At 57.6% G+C, this 18359-nt stretch carries 13 protein-coding genes; 6 read left to right on the forward strand and 7 right to left on the reverse strand.

Translation table 11 applies throughout. From position 1 onward, the window contains the following. Positions 1 to 265: 265 nt before the first annotated feature. Positions 266 to 733 (forward strand): PRC-barrel domain-containing protein, encoded by a 468-nt coding sequence (locus tag DSM25558_RS20355; protein ID WP_077106520.1) that lies wholly within the window; start codon positions 266 to 268, stop codon positions 731 to 733. 349 nt (positions 734 to 1082) lie between these two features. Here DSM25558_RS20355 and parC read toward each other — a convergent pair whose 3' ends face one another. After that, the gene (gene parC, locus DSM25558_RS20360) at positions 1083 to 3362 is read right to left on the reverse strand and encodes a DNA topoisomerase IV subunit A (RefSeq protein ID WP_077106521.1); all 2280 of its coding nucleotides are present in this window, start codon (positions 3360 to 3362) and stop codon (positions 1083 to 1085) included. Between the two features lie 227 nt (positions 3363 to 3589). Here parC and DSM25558_RS20365 point away from each other — a divergent pair, with 227 nt between their 5' ends. Continuing rightward, positions 3590 to 4780, forward strand: coding sequence for a hypothetical protein (locus DSM25558_RS20365; protein WP_077106522.1), 1191 nt, complete (start codon positions 3590 to 3592; stop codon positions 4778 to 4780). A gap of 56 nt (positions 4781 to 4836) precedes the next feature. Here the strand turns inward: DSM25558_RS20365 and DSM25558_RS20370 are convergent, their stop codons facing one another. Together DSM25558_RS20370 and aspS are read right to left on the reverse strand one after the other, a co-directional pair. Next, positions 4837 to 5313 carry an FUSC family protein gene (locus DSM25558_RS20370; RefSeq protein ID WP_077106573.1) on the reverse strand — a complete coding sequence of 159 codons (477 nt, stop codon included), beginning with the start codon at positions 5311 to 5313 and terminating at the stop codon, positions 4837 to 4839. A 5-nt stretch (positions 5314 to 5318) separates the two neighbouring features. Beyond that, complete coding sequence (aspS, locus tag DSM25558_RS20375; protein ID WP_077106523.1) at positions 5319 to 7109, reverse strand: aspartate--tRNA ligase; 1791 nt, start codon at positions 7107 to 7109, stop codon at positions 5319 to 5321. Between the two features lie 204 nt (positions 7110 to 7313). Here aspS and DSM25558_RS20380 point away from each other — a divergent pair, with 204 nt between their 5' ends. From DSM25558_RS20380 to DSM25558_RS20395, 4 genes are all read left to right on the forward strand, one after another. Beyond that, complete coding sequence (locus tag DSM25558_RS20380) at positions 7314 to 8558, forward strand: MFS transporter (RefSeq protein ID WP_077106524.1); 1245 nt, start codon at positions 7314 to 7316, stop codon at positions 8556 to 8558. A 121-nt stretch (positions 8559 to 8679) separates the two neighbouring features. Beyond that, positions 8680 to 9846: a ribonuclease D gene (rnd, locus tag DSM25558_RS20385; RefSeq protein ID WP_077106574.1), complete on the forward strand. Its 1167-nt coding sequence runs from the start codon at positions 8680 to 8682 to the stop codon at positions 9844 to 9846. Positions 9847 to 10046: 200 nt separating this feature from the next. Further along, entirely contained in the window at positions 10047 to 11072 is a 1026-nt protein-coding gene (locus DSM25558_RS20390; RefSeq protein ID WP_077106525.1) for an adenylate/guanylate cyclase domain-containing protein, read from the forward strand. Positions 11073 to 11180: 108 nt separating this feature from the next. After that, positions 11181 to 12542: an esterase-like activity of phytase family protein gene (locus DSM25558_RS20395; RefSeq protein WP_077106526.1), complete on the forward strand. Its 1362-nt coding sequence runs from the start codon at positions 11181 to 11183 to the stop codon at positions 12540 to 12542. Between the two features lie 50 nt (positions 12543 to 12592). Here DSM25558_RS20395 and ppx read toward each other — a convergent pair whose 3' ends face one another. The 4 genes from ppx to DSM25558_RS20415 all read right to left on the reverse strand — a co-directional run bounded on the left by ppx (position 12593) and on the right by DSM25558_RS20415 (position 18334). Further along, positions 12593 to 14113, reverse strand: coding sequence for an exopolyphosphatase (gene ppx, locus DSM25558_RS20400; protein ID WP_077106527.1), 1521 nt, complete (start codon positions 14111 to 14113; stop codon positions 12593 to 12595). Then, positions 14110 to 16311 carry an RNA degradosome polyphosphate kinase gene (locus DSM25558_RS20405; RefSeq protein ID WP_077106528.1) on the reverse strand — a complete coding sequence of 734 codons (2202 nt, stop codon included), beginning with the start codon at positions 16309 to 16311 and terminating at the stop codon, positions 14110 to 14112. The genes ppx and DSM25558_RS20405 overlap by 4 nt, the downstream gene beginning before the upstream one ends. Positions 16312 to 16462: 151 nt before the next feature. After that, the gene (hdaA, locus tag DSM25558_RS20410; protein ID WP_077106529.1) at positions 16463 to 17176 is read right to left on the reverse strand and encodes a DnaA regulatory inactivator HdaA; all 714 of its coding nucleotides are present in this window, start codon (positions 17174 to 17176) and stop codon (positions 16463 to 16465) included. Between the two features lie 3 nt (positions 17177 to 17179). Beyond that, positions 17180 to 18334, reverse strand: coding sequence for an AI-2E family transporter (locus DSM25558_RS20415; RefSeq protein WP_077106530.1), 1155 nt, complete (start codon positions 18332 to 18334; stop codon positions 17180 to 17182). Between the last annotated feature and the right edge of the window lie 25 nt (positions 18335 to 18359).

Below are 18359 nucleotides of genomic sequence, written 5' to 3' on the forward strand. Positions count from 1 at the left end.
AATTCATATGTATTAATTCATATGTATTCAAAAAAAAGAGCTCAAACAATAAATAAAAATCCGAAAAAGACAGCCAACGATCTATTTCAAAAATATGTCAAGTATGCGCAGTAAATTTAGAGATGGGAATGGATCCCAAGCAATAATATCGTAGTTTGAATTTCAAATATCCGTTATTGCAGGAGGATGAAGCTGGGAACCAAACCCAACCCAACCCGTTCTTCCCCCGGACACCGTGTCCGATACTGAAAAGGGAAGAAACATTATGAAAAACAAGGTTTTCGCACTGGCTGCTGCTGCGGTTCTGACATCTTCTGTTGCGTTTGCACAGACAGCGACGACGGCTCCTGCGGCTGCACCGGCTGCTGGTTCTGATGCGACGCTTTCGGGTCCTGGGATTACCATGGGCACCAAGGCAAATGGCCCTTTGAAGTTCGTCAATGTGCAGAAGACCGACCTCACCGCTTCGCAGCTGGATGGTCTGGATATCTACAACGCAAAGAACGAGAACATCGGTGAAATCGAAGACGTCGTGATCGGCGATGGCAAGTCTGTCATCGGTCTGGTTGCCAGCGTCGGTGGCTTCCTTGGTATCGATAAGAGCTACGTCGTTCTCGACCCTGCCTCCGTTGCCATCAACAACGACAATGGCACATGGAAGGCCTATGTCGACACGACCAAGGAAGCGCTCGAAGCTGCTCCGAAGTTGGACTACGACAAGCTGGACGACTAATCACGCAAGATAGGCGGTCATATTCCGCCGGTCTTCAAGCCCACCGACAGTTGGTTCAGTCCAATCGTCGGTGGGCTTTTTTGTTTGAGCCTGTCAAGCGGCAACCCACCCGGATTCGCCCTCAAGGGTTTGATACATCCACTCACCCGGTCATTCCGGCCCTGAGCCGGAATCCAGTCAGCCAAGTCCTTGGGCTGAAAGAACGTTTCTAGACGCGCATAGCGCGTCGGCTGGACCCCGCAGCAAGTGCGGGGTGACGGAGGTGGATGTATTTGCGCCAAACCACCCTCCCGTTCTAACCGGACAATGGTGGCGCGAGGCGAAGATGAGAGGGATGGACGCCCTGCCCTTACCCGCCGAACTTGCCGCTACGCGGAAAACCCTTCGGTACGGTGCGGCCTGCGGTGGCGCGGTCGGCCATCCATTCCAGCAGCTCGTCACCCACCTTGGAGAAAGAGCGCCCGGCGCTGTCTGCCCATGTCAGGCCTGCTGCCAGCGCAAAGCACTTTACGTCCGAGATGCCACCGTCCTTGTAGCGTTGCAGGCGCACGCCCTTGCCGCGTGACATTTCCGGCACTTGCGATAGCGGGAGTGTCAGCATCTTGCGGTTTTCGCCAACGACAGCGACATGATCGCCCGTCACAGGCACGACCAGTTTCATTTCATCCGGCATGGCGACGTTCATGATCTGCTTTCCCTTGCGGGTATTGGCCACCATTTCCGTTTCCGCCACCACGAAGCCGTTTCCGCCGGTGGAGACGAGCAGCAGCTTGCGGGAGGGATCATGGACGAAGGCGGTCAGAATGTCCTGATCGTTCTCCATATCCACCATGATGCGCACCGGCTCGCCATGGCCACGCCCGCCCGGCAGCTTGTCTGCGCCCAGCGTGTAGGCCTTGCCGCCTGTCGTCACCAGCAGCAGCTTGTCCGTGGTCTGGGCTGGGAATGTCAGTTTCGGGCCGTCGCCTTCCTTGAAGGTCAGCGCCGATGTGTCGGTCATGTGGCCCTTCAACGCTCTGATCCAGCCCTTCTGGGAGATGACGATCGTGACAGGTTCCTTCTCGATCATCGACTGCTGGATGGCATCCATATCGGCGGTCGGTGCCATCGCAAACAGGGTGCGACGTGCGCCGAGCTTCGTGACCTTGGCGTATTTCTTTTTGACCTCTTCGATTTCCCAGGCAACCGTCTTCCACTGCTTGTCCGGCGATGCCAGCAGCGACTCGATCTCGGCCTTTTCGCTGCTCAAGCCTTCGAATTCCGTGCGGATTTCGAATTCTTCCAGCTTGCGCAGGGAGCGCAGGCGCATGTTGAGAATGGCTTCGGCCTGGATATCGGTGAGGTTGAAGCGCGCAACCATCACCGGCTTCGGCTCGTCTTCCTCGCGGATGATGGCAATGATCTCATCAATGTTGAGATAGGCGATGAGGAAGCCGCCAAGAATTTCCAGGCGGCGGTCGATAGCGGCAAGACGGAAACGGGAGCGGCGCAGCAGCACGTCCCGGCGGTGGTCCAGCCATTCCTTCAACACCTCGTTCAGCGCCATGACCTTGGGCACACGGCCCATGGACAGAACGTTCATGTTGAGCGGAATGCGGTTTTCCAGATCGGACAGGCGGAACAGCGATTCCATCAGCAGCGTGGCATCGACGGTGCGGTTCTTCGGCACCAGCACCACGCGCACATCCTCGGCGGATTCGTCGCGTACGTCTTCCAGAAGCGGCAGGCGGCGCGCCAGCAGCAGCTCGGCAATCTTCTCGATCAGCCGTGATTTCTGAACCTGATAGGGAATTTCGGTGATGACGATCTGGTAACCGCCACGACCGAGATCTTCTATCTCCCACTTCGCCCGCACGCGGAAACCACCGCGACCGGTCTTGTAAGCGTCGAGCATGCTTTCGCGGCTCTCGATGATGATGCCGCCCGTGGGCAGATCCGGGCCTTCAATACCGCCCTTTTCCGGGTGAGCGGGATCGAACATCAGATCCTCGACGCTCGCCTCCGGGTTCTTGATCAACCGAAGTGCCGCATCGCACAGCTCATGCGCGTTGTGCGGCGGAATGGAGGTTGCCATGCCCACGGCAATGCCGGAGGAGCCGTTGGCGAGAAGGTTGGGGAACGCGCCGGGCATGACGACCGGCTCTTCGTCTTCCTCGTTATAGGTCGGGCGAAAATCGACCGCGTCCTGCTCGATACCCTCAAGCAGCAGAGCGGCGACATCCGTCATGCGCGCTTCGGTGTAACGATAGGCGGCAGCGCCATCGCCATCGATGTTGCCGAAGTTGCCCTGCCCGTCCACGATCGGATAACGCTGAGAAAAATCCTGCGCCAGACGCACCAGCGCATCATAGACCGACTGGTCGCCATGCGGGTGAAACTTACCGATGACGTCACCGACGATACGGGCGCATTTCTTAAACGCGGAATTGGGGCGAATGCCCATTTCGCTCATGGCATGAATAATGCGGCGATGGACCGGCTTCAGGCCATCACGAACATCCGGCAGCGCACGGTGCATGATGGTCGATAGCGCATAGGCCAGATAGCGCTCTTCGAGCGCCGCCTTCAAATCGATCGGTACAATATTGTCGTCGTCTCCGCCGGACGGAGGAACAATGTTTTTTGCCATGGCGCTTGACTAGCGGAAAGGACGATTCCCGGCAAGGAATCAACGCTTTTCCTCTGTGGATGAAGCCGGTGATACGTATATTTTTCGTTAATCTTGTTTTTATGCCGCAATTCGGCCATTCGTTGCAAAGTACGAATGCAGTAGACCAAGGCTATGCCTCGGATATAAATGCGTGATTCCAGATTATCGGTCGACCGTTTTCCATACATTATGAGGGAAGAGATAGGATGAGACTTCAAACCACCCGGCATTTTCTGTTTGCCAGCGCCGCAGCCGTCGCCTTCGCGTCACCGGCATTCGCCCTTGACGGTGCAGATGTGCTCAAGAAGATCAATGCAGCCTATCACGTTCAGGGCGCAGAAATCGCTGCGAAGTCTATTGCCGTCGATGGCTCCAACGTGACCTTTAGCGGCGTTACCTTCACGGCGAGTGCCGCCAAGGAACAGACGTTCCCGCTTGGCAACGTGACGCTTGAGGGCGTGGAAGAAGACAACGGCGGCTACACCATCGAAAAAATGAGCTTCGATAATGTGAAATACGCACAGGAGAACGTCGCTGTCGATGTTTCCGATATCTACATGTCCGGTGTCGTCGTTCCCGCAGACGCAACGACGGGCAAGGTCGACTCGATGCTGCTCTATGACGAGGCCCACAGCGGCCCGGTTTCTGTCAAGATCGATGGCAAGCAGGCCTTCGCGCTTGAGGAAACAACCACCACGCTGACCAAGAGCGAAGATGACAGCACGATCAGCTTCGATCTAAACGCCACCGGCTTCAAAGCCGACCTCAGCGACGTGACCGATCCGAAAAGCAAGGAAGCCATCGACAAGCTGAAGGTCAAGACGCTGAGCGGCGAGATGACGATGAGCGGCTCATGGGAAATCGCACCGGGCACGATGACCATCGATGAATATGCCATCGACCTGAAGGATGTAGGCCGCCTCAACATGGCATTCAGCTTCTCCGGTTATACGCTGAACTTCATTCAGTCGATGCAGGAAGCCGTCAAGGCGCAGGCCGCCAACCCCAACAAGGAACAGGCAGACCAGGCAGCAGGCCTTGCCATGCTCGGCCTGATGCAGCAACTGAGCTTCGTCAGCGCCGAAGTCAGCTTCCAGGACGCCAGCATCACCAAGCGCGCCATCGATTACGCCGCTGGCGAACAGGGTATGACGGGCGAGCAGCTGTCTCAGACTATCAAGGGCATGGTTCCTTTGATGATGGCACAGTTGAACGTTCCGGAACTGCAGAACGCCGTTTCCGCTGCCGTGAATGCCTACATCGACGACCCGAAGAACTTCACGATCTCAGCTGAACCAGCAAAGCCCGTGCCGTTCCCGATGATCATGGGTGCTGCCATGGGTGCGCCGAATACTATTCCCCAGGTTCTGGGTGTCACGGTTAAGGCGAACGAATAGTCATCTAACATCATGATAAAGCCCCGGCGCAGCGATGCTCCGGGGCTTTTTTGTTTTCAGGCATCCGGCTTTTTACGGAAGAACACGAAGGCGATGGAGATGCCGGTTGCTACGCCCACCAGAACGTCCAGCAATCTGACGAAACCGGCGCTCTGCGGTCCCAGCAAAAGCACGAGCATGGCTGAGGCACCGGCCTGTATTGCCACCATGGGTGCCTTGTTGAGGGATGCGGAGATGATCATGGCAATGAAGATCGCCACGGCCATTCGCACCTCTCCCATTTCGTAGGGGAACATCAAAGCGACTTCACCGACGATCAGACCCGTCGTCACGCCAATGAGCAGATTGATGCCCTGCGTGAAGTGGTTGGGAATGTTAGGCGCGAGGCATATGAGCGCGGTTATCGCCGCAAAGATCGGCTGGGGATGGCCCAGCAAATGGCGGGCAACCCAAAAAGAAAAGGCGGCAGCCAAAGCCGCCGCCAAGACATGGGTGAAGGCTGCACGGGCGCGGTCAAGCAACCCTTGCAGCATCAGGATCAATCCTTCTTCGGCGTCGGCACCACGCGCAGTGCCAGTTCGCGAAGCTGCGTTGGCGAGGCGGGAGCCGGTGCGTTCATCAGCAGATCCTGTGCCTGCTGGTTCATCGGGAACAGCGTGACTTCGCGCAGGTTCTTGGTTCCGGTCAGCAACATAACGACGCGGTCCACGCCGGCTGCCATGCCGCCATGCGGAGGTGCGCCGTACTGGAAGGCGCGGTAGAGGCCACCGAAGCGGTCTTCCACGTCCTGCTGGCTCAAGCCTACCTTCTCAAAGGCCTTGACCATCAGTTCAGGCGACTGGTTACGGATGGAGCCGGAGGCGATTTCGTAGCCGTTGCAGACCATGTCGTACTGGTAGGCCTTGATGGTCAGTGGGTCCTGATTTTCCAACGCATCCATTCCGCCCTGCGGCATAGAGAACGGGTTGTGAGCGAAGTCGATTTTCTTCTCTTCTTCGTTATATTCGAAGAACGGGAAGTCGACGATCCAGCACAGCTCGAAACGGTCGCGGTCAACGAGGTTCAGTTCTTCGCCTGCACGCGTGCGGGCTTCGCCTGCGAACTTGTAGAACTTGGCAGGATCACCTGCCACAAAGAAGGACGCATCGCCCGCTTCCAGACCGAGTTGAACGCGCAGCGCTTCGGTGCGCTCTTCACCGATGTTCTTAGCAAGAGGACCGGAGCCGACGACCTTGCCGTCCTCTTCCTTCCAGAAGATGTAGCCAAGACCTGGCTGGCCCTGCCCTTGAGCCCATGCGTTCATGCGATCGCAGAATGCTCTGGAGCCACCGGTCTTGGCCGGGATTGCCCAGACTTCGACCTTAGGGTTGGACGCGATCATGTTTGCGAAGACCTTGAAGCCGGAACCGGCGAAATGGTCGGTCACGGCCTGCATTTCGATCGGGTTGCGAAGGTCCGGCTTGTCGGAACCATACGTGCGGATCGAATCGTCATAGGCGATGCGACGGAAGTTCTGGGTGACCGGCTTGCCTTCGGCAAACTGCTCGAACACGCCGCGAATGACGGGTTCCATCGTTTCCCAGACGTCTTCCTGCGTCACGAAGCTCATTTCGAGGTCGAGCTGGTAGAATTCGCCGGGCAGACGGTCTGCACGCGGGTCTTCATCACGGAAGCAGGGTGCGATCTGGAAGTAACGGTCGAAACCGGCCACCATCAGAAGCTGCTTGTACTGCTGCGGTGCCTGCGGCAGTGCGAAGAACTTGCCTTCATGGATGCGGCTCGGCACGAGGAAGTCGCGCGCGCCTTCTGGCGAAGATGCCGTCAGGATCGGCGTGGAATATTCGGCAAAGCCGATATCGCCCATGCGGCGACGCATGTCTGAAATGATCTGCGTGCGCTTGACGATGTTCTTGTGCAGCGTATCCCGGCGAAGATCGAGGAAGCGGTACTTCAGGCGCACGTCTTCAGGATAGTCAGGCTCGCCAAAGACCGGCAGCGGCAGTTCCTTGGAAGCGGCCAGCACTTCGATTTCCTGCGCGTACAGCTCGATTTCACCGGTTTCCATGGTCTTGTTGACCGTGTCTTCCGAACGCGCCTTGACAAGACCATCAATGCGGATGACCCACTCGCCACGAACGACTTCAGCGGACTTGAACGCCGGGCTATCCGGGTCTGCAACAACCTGCGTGATGCCGTAATGGTCGCGAAGGTCGATGAAGAGAACGCCGCCATGATCTCGCACACGGTGAACCCAGCCCGAAAGGCGAACGGTTTCGCCGACATGCGACTTGCGGAGAGCGGCACAGGTGTGGCTGCGGTAACGATGCATTTTGTTATCCTGAAACATAGCGGCGATCAGCACATGGATCGCATATTCTAAATCGGGCGGAAAAGCGCATGGCCTGCCTGATTTGTCAAGGCAAAGCGCAATATTGTCCCGTATTGCGCCGCCTTTAGGCGTATTTGACCGTTGCGAATCGGCTATCCCTATCATTGCCCTCTCAATCCTCTCCAGACACGCGATGTGTGACGCATGAGCCAGTTAAGACCCCTTTTTCCGCTGCTGCTGACGGCAGGCATTCTGATTGGCGGAAACGGCCTGCAGGGCACCTTCATCGCGCTTCGCGGTTTGTCGGAAGGGTTTTCCGCCAGCACCATCGGCCTCATCAGCGCCGGTTACAGCCTCGGTTTCGCCGTGGGCTGCGTCAACGTCACCCGCCTGCTGCGCGAAATCGGCCATATCCGGGTATTCGCCGCTATGGCGGCCATCGCATCCGCCGCTTCCATTACCATGGTGCTGATCACCAATCCGTTCTTCTGGTTTGCGATGCGCTTCATCATCGGCATTGCCGTGGCGTGCCTCTTCGCCACCATCGAAAGCTGGATCAATGCGCAGGTGACGAATTCCAACCGGGCGCGCACGCTGTCCATCTACCGTTTCGTCGATCTCGGCTCGGTGACATTGGCGCAATATGTCATCCCGGCTGTCGGCATCGAGGGGCCTGCGATCTTCTCGCTGATCGCCATGGCGCTGACGCTTTCGCTGGTACCGATCTCGCTCGCGGACAAATCGAACCCCGCGCCGCCCAAACAGGTGCCGTTCAATCTGTTCGCCGTTTGGCGCATTTCTCCGCTGGCGGTCATCGGCTGTATCGCGGTCGGCCTCAGCATGTCGGCCTTTCGCAACATCGGCCCCATCTATGCCGAGCAGATCGGCTTGTCCGTCACCTCTATCGCTACCTTCATGAGCGCGGGCATCATCGGTGGTGTCGTGCTGCAATATCCACTCGGCGTCTACTCGGACCGCTACGACCGCCGCATCATCATTCTCGCAACCACCGCCGGTTCAGTCATTACCGGACTGTTCCTGTCCTTCTTTGCCGGAAGCGACCAGTTGCGAAACGTCGTCGGCGTCTTCGTCTTCGGCGCGTTCGCGCTTCCGCTTTATTCGCTCAGCTCCGCCCACGGCAACGATCATGCCAAAGATGGGGAACATGCCATGATGTCGGCCGGGCTGCTGTTTTTCTGGTCGCTGGGTGCCACCGCAGGGCCATTGCTGGCCTCTGTGTTTATGGATATTTTCGGCCCCAAGGCGCTGTTTGCCTATACGGCTGCGATCCAGATCGTTTTCATGATCTATACGATCTATCGGCTGACCGTGCGCGCCGCCGTGCCCCCGGAAGAGCGAAACTGGCGCTTCCGCCCGCTTTTGCGCACCTCGGCCTATTTCAGCAAGCTGGCAGCACCTCCTCCGTCCGATCCAGATAAAAAAGACTGATAAACACTCGCATAAAACCCGGAAAGATGGCACAGAGACCCAAGAAGGGCTGCCTTTGTATTGACATAGGCGCTTCAAAGGGAAAGTAAGTTTAATACTTTCCATGAGCGGCAAAAAAACAATGATTGAGACGACTACAGCACTCGCCGAAGCCTGCAAGGAACTGGCGAAATCCGATTTCATCACTATCGATACGGAATTTTTGCGAGAAACGACTTTCTGGCCGGAACTCTGTCTCGTGCAGATGGCAAGTCCGACGCTGGAAGTGCTGGTCGACCCGCTGGCGAAGAATATCGATCTGACGCCGCTGTTCGAACTGATGGCGGATATAAGCGTCATCAAGGTGTTCCATGCGGCGCGCCAGGACATCGAAATCATCCATCATCTCGGCGGCCTTATTCCGCACCCGATCTTCGATACGCAGGTCGCCGCCATGGTGTGCGGCTTCGGCGACTCGATTTCTTACGATCAGCTCGTTCAGAAGATCAAGAACGTCCAGATCGACAAGTCCTCGCGCTTTACAGACTGGAGCCGCCGCCCGCTGACGGAAAAGCAGCTGGATTATGCGCTGGCCGACGTGACGCATCTGCGGGACGTCTATCTGGCGCTGAAAGCACAGCTGGAACGTGAAGGCCGCTCATCCTGGCTGAAGGAAGAGATGGACATTCTCGAATCGGTCGACACCTATGATATGCACCCTGATGATGCCTGGTTGCGGTTGAAATCGCGCCTTCGCAAGCCGACCGAACTCGCCATCCTCAAATTCATCGCCGCATGGCGTGAGCGTGAGGCGCGGTCGCGCAACGTTCCGCGGTCGCGCGTCCTGAAAGACGACGCGATTTTCGAGATTGCCCAACAGCAACCGAAGGATACCGAAGCCCTGTCGCGTCTGCGTACCATCCCCAAGGGCTGGGAGCGCTCGGGCTCCGGCACCGCCATCATCGAAACGGTAAATGCGGCATTGGCACTGCCCAAAGGCGAGATGCCGACTGCACCGCGCCAGAGCCATTCGCCGGAAGGTTCGGGTGCTGCCGTCGAACTTCTGAAGGTTCTTTTGAAATTGACGGCGGATAAACATGGCGTCGCTGCGAAGGTCATCGCCAACAGTGAAGATCTCGACCGCATCGCGTCGGATGGCGAGAGCGCGGCGGTCCCTGCCCTTTCCGGCTGGCGGCGGGATCTTTTCGGAGAACCAGCATTGAAGCTGATCCGCGGCGAAGTCGCTTTGCGTTTCGCGGGCAAGAAGGTGGAAGCGTTGGAACTTCCACAGGTTGAAGTTCAGGACTGACGGCTTTCAAGCCATAACCACGGATGCGCCTGTTTCACCGATGCAAGTCGGTCACATCTGGCATCCATCGGTCTTACATTACCGAAACATCACTGTTTGGTCGGTCGTTTCCACAATATGGTCGCAACCGGCGGGAATCAGATGTCTGTCTCCAATCATGGATGGCAGCGTCTGCCCGACCCGTTTGCAAAAGAGCCCGGATGAGAAAAATTCTCGCAATGCTGGATTACGTTATGCTGTTTCTGGCGGTTGCCGGCAGCGGTGTGGCCTATGCATTCCTGGAATATGGCGGCGGGGCGCTGATTGGCGCAACCTACGCTCTTTTCGCCTGCGCACCCATCCTTGCCTTTGAACGCGGTTACATATTGCCGGGGCTTTCACGCCGCATCAGCATGTTGCCGACACCCGCCTATATCGTCGTTGGGCTGGTTATCTACGCCATCCTCGTTTTCTGCGGCTTCGGCTTTGGCGGTACGATCCTTTGGGCGACTGGCGTTTTGCCCATGGGTTGGCGTAGAGCCGTTCACGCCGAAATGCAGACGCTTGTCTTCACGCTGGGCGTCTGTGCCGTCATCGTCTTCATCATGCGAGTGCGCGAGTTGCTGGGTCGCGATATTTTCATCGATCTCATCATTGGTCGTTATCGCCGCCCGGTCAGCGAAGAGCGTGTCTTCCTGTTCATCGATCTCGTGGGGTCGACATCATTCGCCGAAACCAATGGTGATTTGAGAGCGCAGGAATATCTGGGCGAGCTGTTTTCCACCTATGCCGCTCCCGTCAGACGTCATGGCGGCGTGATCGATGATTACATCGGCGACGCCGCCATCATAACATGGCCATACCACGTGGCGATCCGCCGGGCCGCCTGTATCAATTGCGTGTTCGATATTCTCGCCACCATCGAAACCAGCCGGGACGCATGGCTTTCCCGTTTCGGCACCGTGCCGAAGTTGCGTTTCGCCATTCATGGTGGGCCGGTCATCACGGCGGAAATCGGCGTGGATCATCACAAGATTACCTATTTCGGCGATACCGTGAACACCACGGCGCGCCTTGAGTCACTCAGCAAGATGCTGGGTTATCCGGTTCTCATCTCGTCCGATCTCGCCCACCAACTGCTGCTGCCGAAGGGCGTTAGAAGCGAGTATCTGGGCGAGCACGCCGTCAAGGGACGTGGCCAGACGCTTGGCGTCTGCGCACTCAGCAAGCATCCCATCGCGGCCTGATGGCGTCTGCTCTATAAGCGTCATCAAATCTTCAAGTCGGCATTATCTCTCTGTCATAAAGCTTGCCTATCGGTGCCTGCATCTACACGCAAACCGACAGGTACCTTCATGAAAAAGACCCTCCTCGCCTCCGCCGCAATCCTCGTCATCGGCACCGTTTCTGCCTTCGCCGCGGAGAAGGAGTTTCCCGCAAAGCTCGTATCCCAGGCCGTGCTTCCCGCGAACACGATCATCAAGGCACCGGACGATGCGCCGGAATACCTCAAGACGTCAGCCAAGTTCACCACGCCGGACCGCAAGCGCGCTGAAGGTCTGGGCACCGTGCCCGGTAAGGATGGAGTGCGCACGACCGGACTTTCCATGCCATTTGCAGGCCAGGCCATGCAGGGCTTTTCCGGCATCAAGACCATGGAAGACGGCACGTTCTGGAGCCTCTCCGACAATGGTTTCGGCTCGAAGTCCAATTCCAGCGATTCGATGCTGATGCTGCACCATATCTCGTTCGATTGGGATGCCGGCAAGGTCAACGCGCTGGAAACCGTATTCTTGTCCGACCCGGACAAGAAGGCACCCTTCCCCATCGTCATGGAAGGCTCGGACAAGCGCTATCTCACCGGTGCCGACTTCGACGTCGAATCCATCCAGCCGGTGGCCGATGGTTTCTGGGTCGGTGAAGAATTTGGCCCTTACATTCTGAAATTCACCCGTGACGGCAAGTTGACGGATGTGGTTTCCACCAAGGCTGGCGACATCGACGTAAAGTCTCCCGACCATCCAACGCTTAGCCTGCCCGGCAACCCGACGCAGAAAATGCCATCGTTTAACCTGAAGCGCTCCGGCGGCTATGAAGGCCTGGCGATGTCCAAGGATGGTTCCAAGCTTTACGGCCTTCTGGAAGGCCCGCTCTATAATGCCGAAGGTCAGGTCGAAAAGACAGAAGATGGCGCTACAGGCCTGCGCATCATCGAACTCGATGTCGCTTCCAAGGCATGGACCGGCCGCACATGGCTTTATCCGCTGGCAGAAGGTGGCGAGGCCATCGGTGACTTCAACATGCTGGACGACACGACCGCTCTCGTCATCGAACGCGACAATGGTGCAGGCACGGCTGACCAGGCGTGCGCTGATCCGAAAAAGCCGGAAGCGAACTGCTTTGCCGTTCCTGCCAAGCTGAAGCGTATCTACAAGATCGAGATGAACGATGCCAATGTCGGCAAGTCGGCACGCAAGATCGGCTATATCGACCTTATGAAGATCGCCGACCCTGACAATAAGGCTCGTCAGGGCAGCGCAAATGGCACCTACACGATGCCATTCGTCACCATCGAAAATGTCGACCGCGTCGATGCCACACACATTATCGTCGGCAACGACAACAACCTGCCCTTCTCGGCCGGTCGCGCCTTGGACAAGGCCGATGACAACGAGTTCGTTCTGCTTGAAGTGAAAGACCTGCTGGACGCGAAGTAAGTCGCATCATGAGTGGAGCCTGCAACGAATGTTGTAGGCTTCACTCTTACTCACTCGAATACGAATGCCAGCTTCTTACCGGTCAACTTCGACAGCTGCTGAAGCCGTCCTTCCAGACGTTCGCCGGCAAAATCGCAATACTCATGCGGCACGACAAATTCCAGATCGATATCGTCGCGCTCCGAGCGGCGGAATTTGAGGTGGTCGACCACGCCTGGCATCGATGCCGAAAAAAGATAGACGACCCGCAACAGGCCACCCAGCAGCTTCGCCAGCACCTGCATTCTCTCACCGGCAATGGCTGTCAGATGCTCCGTCGTGCCGTTGTCGTTCAAGCCTTCAAAGCGATAATAATTGGCCAGAGCGATATAGGCACGGCCGGGGTGCGTGATGGCGATGAACGACGAGTGGGCGATGATGTTCAGCGCCTGCAAGCCGCGATAGTCGGGATGCGCGCGCCAGCTGATATCCGCCAACAGGCAGGCAGCTTGCCGATACCGTGCCTCGTCAGGCGTCTCATCGATACCGAAGATCGGCACCGTTCTGCCGCTCCAGTCCGCAAGTTCGCGTGCATGTTCAGGCGAACGGGCACGCAGAATGGCGAGTTCGTCGGCGACGACAAGCAGAGGATCGGCGTTCTGCTCGGCTTCGGGCAACAGCGAATAGAGATAACCTTCACGAACGCCTTGCGCCGAAAACGCAATCTTGGCCGGCTTCATCGTCTCCAGCACTTCGCGCATGGCGACGGCACCGAAGGGCAGCAGCGTGCGGCGGTTCTTTGAGACCGCCTGCCAGGCGGGGTCCTTGCTGTCCTTGGAGGCAATGACCTCGTCCAGAAAACTCAGCATATCCGCCAGTGGCAATTCGTAACCCTGCATCATGTGCAGGGGGTAGCCGGTGATTTCCATATGCAGCTTGGCAATGTTACGCCACGTGCCGCCCACCGCATAGAACGTGCGCCCCTCACCCTTGGCGAGCAGCTTTGCGGTCTTCACCTGTTTTTTCGTAAAGCTGGTGGCTTTCTCGATGGAGCCGCCGGAATATTCCGATAACCGCAATCCACCCAGCGGTAGCGTGATGCCCTCGCCACAGGTTTTGCCTTTGATGTCGATGAGTTCAAGGGAGCCGCCGCCCAGGTCACCGGCAATACCGTCGGCATCATGGAAGCCGCTGATCACGCCATAGGCGGAATAGAGCGCTTCCTTTTCGCCGGAGAGAACCTCGATCTCGCAGCCGAGAATGGCTTCCGCATCGCGGATGAAGTCCGGGCCGTTCGAGGCTTCACGGGCCGCAGCCGTTGCCAGCACGTAGAGTTGCTGCGCCTGCGCCTGTTCGGACAAAGCATGGAAACGGCGCAGCGCAGCCAGTGCGCGTGTCACGCCCTCCTCATCCATCCGACCCGTCAGGGCAAGGCCCTTGCCGAGGCCGCACAGGACCTTTTCATTGAACAGCACCGCAGGGGCGCGCGAGAGACCTTCATACACAACGAGACGAACGGAGTTCGAACCAATATCTATGACGGAAACGGGGGCGAGACCGGTAAGCCGCCCCTGTGCTTCTGATCGTGTCATTCAGCCTGTTTCTTGCGGGCTGAGCTCAGCCCGGCTATCAATTTGGGCGCACTGGATTTCAAGGCTTCACCACGTCCCGAAAGGCTAGGATTGGTCATGAAATAGTGCTGCGCGTTGAACGGTTCCTCGCCTTTGCGCACCTCGATGCGCCTCGACGTTCCGTCCGGCAGTATCTCGTAGCTCTGCTGGTTGTCAATGAGATTGCCCAGCATGATCTGTGAAAGAACCTGCTCATGCACCGTTGGATTGACCAGTGGCACCATTGTTTCCACGCGTCGATCGAGATTTCGCGGCATCATATCGGCCGAGCCGATATAGACCAAAGCCTTGTCGGATGGCAGGCCGTAGCCATTGCCGAAGCAGAAAATACGGCTGTGTTCGAGGAACCGTCCGACGATGGATTTGACGCGAATATTGTCCGATAGACCCGGCACCTGCGGCCGCAGGCAGCAGATACCACGGATGACCAGATCGATCTCGACACCGGCTTCGCTGGCGCGATAAAGCGAATCGATGATCTCAGGATCGACCAGCGAATTCATCTTCATCCAGATCGCCGCTGGCACGCCATTTTTGGCATGTTCGGTTTCATCATGGATGTGTTTGAGGATACGCGAGCGCATCGTATAGGGCGAAACCGCCAGTTTCATCCCCTCTTCCGGCTCACCGTAACCGGTGATGAAGTTGAAGATGTTGGCCATGTCATGCGCAATCTTCGGATTGCAGGTGAAGAAGGAAAGGTCCGTATAAACCTTTGCCGTCACCGGGTGATAGTTGCCCGTGCCAAGGTGGCAATAGGTGCGCAGCTTGCCGTCTTCACGGCGCACGACCATCGACATCTTCGAGTGTGTCTTTAGCTCGATGAAGCCGAATACGACCTGAACGCCAGCGCGCTCCAGATCTCGCGCCCACCGAATGTTGGCCTCTTCATCGAAACGCGCTTTCAGCTCCACCAGCGCCGTCACCGACTTGCCGGCATCCGCAGCGTCGATCAGCGCGCGCACGATGGGGCTGTCGTTGGAGGTGCGGTAAAGCGTCTGCTTGATGGCAAGAACGTTAGGGTCTCTGGCCGCTTGCAGCAGGAACTGCACGACCACATCGAAGCTTTCATAGGGGTGGTGAACCACCATGTCCTTTTCGCGGATGGCGGCAAGACAATCGCCCGCATGCTCACGCACGCGCTCCGGAAAACGGGCATTGTAGGGTTCGAACTTCAGGTCTTCACGCGGCGCTTTGACGAGTTCCGATATCGTGTTCAAGGCCAGCAGGCCCGGCAGAACAGCAACGCGGTTGTCCGGCACGCCAAGCTCATGCACCACAAACTGGCGCAGCGACGGCGGCATTTCGCTGTCTGTTTCGATACGAATGACCGAGCCGCGACGGCGGCGCTTCAACGCGCTTTCGAAGTAACGGACCAGGTCTTCCGCTTCTTCTTCAAGCTCGATATCGCTGTCTCTGATAATGCGGAAGGTGCCAAAGCCGCGCACGGTATAACCGGGATAAAGCCGGTGAATGAACAGGCCGACGACATCTTCGAGCGTGATGTAACGGATCGCGGTCTTGTCATCCGGCAGACGCACGAAACGGTCTAGCGCTGGCGGCAGACGAAGCAGCGCCGTCATCGGCTCACGACCGTTGACGCTATCCAGCTGCAAGCCCATGGAGAAGCCGAGATTGGGAATGAACGGAAACGGATGCGCCGGATCGATCGAAAGCGGCGTCAAGACCGGGAAGATCAGCTCCTCGAATTCGTTTTCCAGCCAGACACGATCCTGATCGGAAAGCGACGCAGGACGAACGATATAGATGTCTTCCTTGGCGAGATATTGCTGAAGAACGGCAAGCGACGCCTGTTGCTCCATCTGAAGATTGTCGATTTCCTTGAGGATATCTTCGAGCTGCTCGGCAGGCGTCTTGCCGTCAGGTGTCTTGACGGTCACGTTCTGGCGGACCTGTCCTTCCAGACCGGCGACGCGAACCATGAAGAACTCATCGAGGTTGGCCGCGGAAATCGAAAGGAACCGCAGGCGCTCCAGCAGGGGATGAGCCGTGTTGAGCGTCTCTTCCAGTACCCGTCGGTTGAATTGCAGCCAGGAGAATTCACGGTTTATGAAACGCGAGGGGCTGTTCCATAGGTCCTGAACCTCGGCTGCTGTTTGCGTGCCTTCGTTCACACCGTCCTGCACTACCGAATCCATCGAATACTCCGCCCTCTAATAGATCCAGACCGATGGCTGCAACACAGGATAGCGCATGCAGCTTCAGGTCTTGTTGAGACATCGGCGATTTAAAAACCGCAGTCCGATGCCGTTATGGCCGTATAACAGTTTGACGACGGAACTGTGACAGTCAATCCTCGTCTACATCGCTGCCAAGCTCCGTCAGCACTTCCGCCGCCATAGCCCTGCTGATGCGCGCTCCCCGCGACAGGCCGAGACGATCCAGCCGCTCGACTATCGTCTGCGCCGTATTGAGCGAACGCTCCATCCGCGCAACGATATAGCTGACAAGCTTGTCATCCATGTAAAGCTGGCGGTCGGCAAAGAGTTTCATCAACACCTGACCAAGCAAGTCCTCGTCCGGCTCTCCGATCTCCACCACTGTCGCGGCCTTCAGGCGCGAACGCAGATCGGGCAGCGTCACCGGCCATGCGGCGGGCCATTCACGCGTGGTGATCAACAGCGAAGTGCCGTTTTCACGCACAGTGTTGATGACATGAAACAATTCCGTGTCGTCGAAGCCGTCTCTATCCGCGTCCTCGAACAGAACGGGGCCGCTTTCGGCTGCGCGTGCGGCATCCCCGCCCGACTGCGGCTTTATCTCAACCGCGCCGCTGGTGTTTTTCCAGATGCTGGCGAGGTGGGATTTGCCAGACCCTTGAGGGCCGACCAGAATGACGACAGGCGAAGGCCAGCGCGGCCACTCATCCACGATGCTGACGGCAGCGTGAAGCGGTGCGGCGACGAGCAAGTCTTCGCGGCCCGTTGCCGTCTGATGGGAAAAAGCAAGCGGTAGCTGCTCGGCTCTGGGCCTGCCAGCACCGGGTTTATGGTTTTCAGTCATCTTTCAGCTCTGGGAATCAATCTTTTTCGGCGGCAACGCCTCTATCGCTGCACCCTCACCATCCCACGGTAGCGTTGCGGCGCGACCGTGGTAAAGATCGCTCTCGAGATAACGAGACAGTGCAAAGCGCACCAGCACACCAACAGCCGCTGCCGCAGGTACCGCGACCAGCAGGCCGACGAAGCCGAACAGAACGCCGAACGCAAACAGTGCGAACATCAGCCATACCGGGTGGAGGCCGACACTGCTGCCGACCAGTTTCGGCTGCAAAATGTTGCCTTCGATGAACTGGCCAGAGAAGAAAACCGCCAGCACCAGAATGACGTTGACGTAGTCAGGCAGGAACTGAACCAGCGCGACGCCAACAGCCAGCACGAGGCCGATCATGGAGCCGACATAGGGAATGAAGCTGATCGCGCCTGCAAAGAAGCCGATGAGCAGCCCGAAATTCAATCCCACCAGAGAAAGGCCCACGGCATAATAGACGCCGAGGATGAGGCACAGCGAGCCCTGTCCACGAATAAAGCCAGCAATGGTGCTGTCCATATCACGGGCAATCTGGCGCACGGTTGCCACGTGGTCACGCGGTATCCAGCTGTCGACCTTTTCGATCATGCGATCCCAGTCGAGCAGCAGGTAGAACGCCACGACCGGTGTCACCACCAGAAGCGAGATCACGTCGACCAGCGATTTGCCGGAATTCCAGATTTGCGTCAGCAGCGTGCCGATGAAGCCCGCACCTTCGGTCAGCAGTTTGGAGAAGTTTTCCTTCACCGTATCGATCTGCGAGCTGACCCAGCCCGGAAGCAGATTGGTATCGGCACCGGCAATGAGTTGTTGCAGCGACGAGATATATTGCGGAATACGGGTGATGAACTCCGATGCCTGCGCAACGATCAACGGAATGATGATGATCAACGACAACGCAAACAGCAGCACGAAGGACACGAGGATCATCACGCTCGCCATCATCCGGCTCAAACCCCGACGCTCCAGCCAATCGGCGATGGGATCGAGGAAATAGGCGAGCGCCATGCCTGCCACGAAGGGCAGCAGAATGGAGCTGAAGACCATCAGGAACACGACGAAAAATACGAGAGCGCCCAGCCAGAAAAAAATCTGGCGTCTCAGGTTAAGGCCTCTGATATGTGGTTGCATCGTCTGCTCCTTTGAGCGCCTGTGC

This window comes from Agrobacterium sp. DSM 25558 (assembly GCF_900100825.1).
Classification (GTDB): domain Bacteria; phylum Pseudomonadota; class Alphaproteobacteria; order Rhizobiales; family Rhizobiaceae; genus Agrobacterium.